The organism is Variovorax sp. 20P10.2.4 (genome assembly GCF_058244205.1).
The window spans coordinates 1-3,150 of sequence record NZ_JBZAYE010000761.1 but is presented as its reverse complement, the minus strand read 5'-3'; the positions used below and the strand labels follow the sequence as shown (position 1 = coordinate 3,150).

The 3,150-nt window shown below is 70.3% G+C and carries 4 protein-coding genes; 2 read left to right on the top strand and 2 right to left on the bottom strand.

Annotated features, from left to right (window positions below; genetic code table 11):
* Positions 1-767 (top strand): TRAP transporter large permease subunit (locus AC27VN_RS37065; protein WP_490879872.1); only part of this gene is annotated, 767 nt, incomplete at its 5' end.
* Between the two features lie 15 nt (positions 768-782).
* Here the strand turns inward: AC27VN_RS37065 and AC27VN_RS37060 are convergent.
* Positions 783-1,061, bottom strand: coding sequence for a contact-dependent growth inhibition system immunity protein (locus tag AC27VN_RS37060; RefSeq protein ID WP_093356126.1), 279 nt, complete (start codon positions 1,059-1,061; stop codon positions 783-785).
* Between the two features lie 23 nt (positions 1,062-1,084).
* The gene (locus tag AC27VN_RS37055) at positions 1,085-1,933 is read right to left on the bottom strand and encodes an RNase A-like domain-containing protein (RefSeq protein WP_093356128.1); all 849 of its coding nucleotides are present in this window, start codon (positions 1,931-1,933) and stop codon (positions 1,085-1,087) included.
* A gap of 151 nt (positions 1,934-2,084) precedes the next feature.
* On the opposite strand from AC27VN_RS37055, the gene AC27VN_RS37050 reads away from it, so the two are divergent.
* Positions 2,085-3,150 (top strand): Y-family DNA polymerase (locus AC27VN_RS37050; RefSeq protein ID WP_490879873.1); only part of this gene is annotated, 1,066 nt, incomplete at its 3' end.

Here is a 3,150-nt window from a genome sequence, read left to right as displayed (position 1 = left end):
GGCCGCAGCGCTGGACCCTTTCGATCGTGCCGCCCGTGATCGGCACGCTGCTGGTGCTGATCGCGCTCGGCCGCGTGCGGCCGGTCGAAGGCGCCGCCACCGCCTGCATGCTGCTGCTGGGCTGGGGCCTGGTCTCGGGCCAGCTGCTGCGCACGGGGCTGCTGCGCCAGGTGCTCGACGACGCGATGGCGCTGACCGGCGCGCTCTATGCGCTGCTGGTCGCGGCCACCACCTTCTCGCTGCTGCTGCGCGGCTTCGGCACCGATGCGCTGGTCATGCGGCTGATGCTCGCGCTGCAGGGCCATCCGATGCTTGGCCTGGGCGCCGTGCTCGCCATCCTGCTGGCCTGCGCCTTCGTGCTCGACGCCTTCGAGCTGATCTTCCTGGTGGTGCCGATCGTGATGCCGCCGGTGCTCGCGCAACTCCCCGACGCGGCCTGGATCGCGACGCTCGCGCTGCTGGTGCTGCAAGCCGGCTTCCTGCTGCCGCCCTTCGGCTATGCGCTGGTGCTCGCGCGCGGACAGACCGTGCCGCGCCCGCCGCTGCGCGCGGTGGCGCTCGCGCTGGCCCCTTACCTCGTACTGCTCGCGCTGGTGATGGCCGCGACGATGGCCTGGCCCGGCAGCACGCGCTGGCTGCGCGATGCGCCCGAGGCGGCGGCATCGGGGCAGGCACCGATGGATCCCGAGGCGGTCGACCGCCTGATGCGCGAGATGGCTCCGCCGCCCGATCCGGCCGACGGCACGCCCGCGGCCGAATCGCCCTGAGCGAAGCCGCGGGCGCTACTGCACCGCCGCCAGCACGCGATCGAAGAACTCCGCCGCCGTGCGGCCGAAATCCTCGGGCAGGTAGTCGCGCTCGAAGTCGCGCGCGAACGCGGCCTCGACGTCGTCGTGCGAACCCCGGTAGTCGGCGATCTCGGCACGCAGCGCGGCCAGCTCGGCCGGGGTGCTCGATTCGCGGTACGAGGCCATGATCTCGGCGCCGGTCTCGCCGAAGAGGATGTCGGCATCCTGGCCGAAATAGACCTTGGTCAAGTGGTCGATCAGTTCGAATCGCATCGTGGGATTTTTTCTGCTGGCTGTCAGAACGGATGGGCGGTGAGGATGTAGAAGGGCTTGCCGTTGTAGGCCTTCATGTTGAGCGTCACGCGCACCTTGGTGAGCTGGCTCACGGCCGTGCTGCCGCGCTGCACGCCGATGCCGACCACGGTGCCGATGTCGTGCTCGAAGGCCATCGGCTTGGAGCCCACCTGCGCCGAGCGCGACCAGGCGCGGATCGCGCGCGCATTGGCGCGCACCGTCTGGCTGATGGCCGACTCGGCCGTGGCGAGGTCGAAGAACGACGACGACTTCTGCAGGCTGGGCTTCTTCGCGAAGCGGTCGAACAGGTCCTGCGCCGATTTGCCGACGTGTTCGCGGATGGTGTGGCCGCCGGCCTTGGAGCCGGCCACGCCCTCATGCTCGATGAGGCGCACGGGCTCGAGCTTGAAGCGGCTCGCGCGCACCGCGATGACGCGCGATGCGGCCAAGCCGCCGGCCACGAACAACGGCACCGCGACGTCGACCGCGAGCCCCACCTGCGCGCCGGTCTCGGGCGAGGCGCCCATGGCCTGCGCGGCGGCATCGGCCGTCATGGAGGTGGCGGTGCGCTGCGAGCGGCCGGTCCAGATCTGGCGCGCGGCGGTGGCGGTGACGTCGCTGCCGTGGGCACCGAGCACCACGCAGCCGACCTTGCTCGCCATGGTGGGTTCGGGCGCGACGCACAGCACGCCCGCGCCGACCAGTTCGATGACGCCGCCGACCAGCGCCGCGGTACCCCAGAGCCGGTTGCTGAGGCTCGCCGACTCGGGCACGTCCTCGCCACCGAGCACCGCCGCCAGCTGCACCGGCGTCAGCGCGACCGAGAGGCCGCCTTCCTCGTCGTCACCCATGGCGCATTCCTTTCCGTTGTCCTCGCGGGGATTGAAATTCCGAAGCATTCTTGCACGGCCCGGGCGAACATCGGCGCAGCGCGAGACAATCGTTACCGTGAGTTCCAAGCCCGCCGCCACGCCCCCGATCCGCCGCATCGCCCACCTCGACATGGACGCCTTCTACGCGTCGGTCGAGCTGCTGCGCTATCCGCAGCTCAAGGGCCTGCCGGTGGTGATCGGCGGTGGCCGGCGCAGCGTGGACGAGGCGATCCGCCACCTGCCGCCCGGCGGCACGCTGGCCGACATTCCGGTCGATGCCTTCGCACGGCTCAAGGACTACGTGGGCCGCGGCGTGATCACCACCGCGACCTACCCGGCGCGCAAGTTCGGCGTGGGCTCGGCCATGGGGCTCATGAAGGCCGCCAAGCTGTGTCCCGACGCGATCCTGCTGCCGGTGGACTTCGAGGAGATCCGCAAGTACTCGCGCGGCTTCAAGTCGATCATCACGGACATCGCGCCGCTGATGGAGGACCGCGGCGTGGACGAGGTCTACATCGACTTCACCGAGGTGCCCGGCGGCCAGCGCGAGGGCGGGCGCACGCTGGCGCGGCTGATCCAGAAGTCGATCTTCCAGGCCACCGGCCTGACCTGCTCGATCGGCGTGGCGCCCAACAAGCTGATCGCCAAGATGGCGAGCGAATTCAACAAGCCCAACGGCATCTCGGTGGTCTACGAGGACGACGTGCAGACGCGCATCTGGCCGCTGCCCTGCCGCAAGGTCAACGGCATCGGGCCCAAGGCCGACGAGAAGCTCAAGCGCCTGGGCATCGAGACCATCGGCGAGCTCGCGGCCTGCGAGCGCGGCTGGCTGATCGACAACTTCGGCAAGTCCACCGGCGCCTGGATGCACGAGGTGGCGTGGGGCCGCGACGATCGCCCGGTGGTGACCGAGAGCGAGCCGGTCTCGATGAGCCGCGAGACCACCTTCGAGCGCGACCTGCATGCGGTGCGCGACCGCGCGGAGCTCGGCGAGATCTTCACGCGGCTGTGCGAGAAGCTCGCCGAGGACCTGCAGCGCAAGGGCTATGTGGGCAAGACCATCGGCATCAAGCTGCGCTACGACGACTTCAGGATCGCCACGCGCGACCAGACCATCGACCGCTTCACCGACGACGCGAAGACCATCCGCCGCACCGGCGGCCTGTGCCTGAAGCGCGTGCCGCTCGAACGCCCGC

Excerpts from the sequence above, each read along its gene's own strand:
- AC27VN_RS37060 (WP_093356126.1), bottom strand. The coding sequence starts at position 1,061 with ATGCGATTCGAACTGATCGACCACTTGACCAAGGTCTATTTCGGCCAG.
- AC27VN_RS37055 (WP_093356128.1), bottom strand. The coding sequence starts at position 1,933 with ATGGGTGACGACGAGGAAGGCGGCCTCTCGGTCGCGCTGACGCCGGTG.